This is a genomic window from Streptococcus suis (assembly GCF_002964045.1).
Classification (GTDB): Bacteria; Bacillota; Bacilli; order Lactobacillales; family Streptococcaceae; genus Streptococcus; species Streptococcus suis_U.
Genome location: NZ_POPB01000085.1, coordinates 1 through 269 on the forward strand (window position 1 = coordinate 1; position 269 = coordinate 269).

1 protein-coding gene is annotated in these 269 nt (G+C 43.5%); it reads right to left on the reverse strand.

Annotated features, from left to right (window positions below; translation table 11 throughout):
• Positions 1-269, reverse strand: a 269-nt coding sequence (locus tag C1E99_RS00375; RefSeq protein WP_153060116.1) for a chorismate synthase, incomplete at both ends; no start/stop codon positions are given.

Sequence of the window (269 nt, forward strand, 5' to 3'; positions counted from 1 at the left end):
TAACTTTTTATCCCATTGCACATATGATCCCAAGCCAGCTGGAACTCCTCCAACAACAGTCTCAATCACTCCGCCAATAGTATCTCCATCTCGCTTGATTTGATCAATATAGGCTTTGATTTCTTCTTCACGCTCTTGGTTGACAATGGATACTTCTGACTGGGCTGCACGCTCTTTGATTTCTGCCACGCTTAAACCATCTGGGACATCAATTTCCTTCCCTCCGAAAACGACTACATGGTTAGCAATTTCAATATCCAACTCAGCCA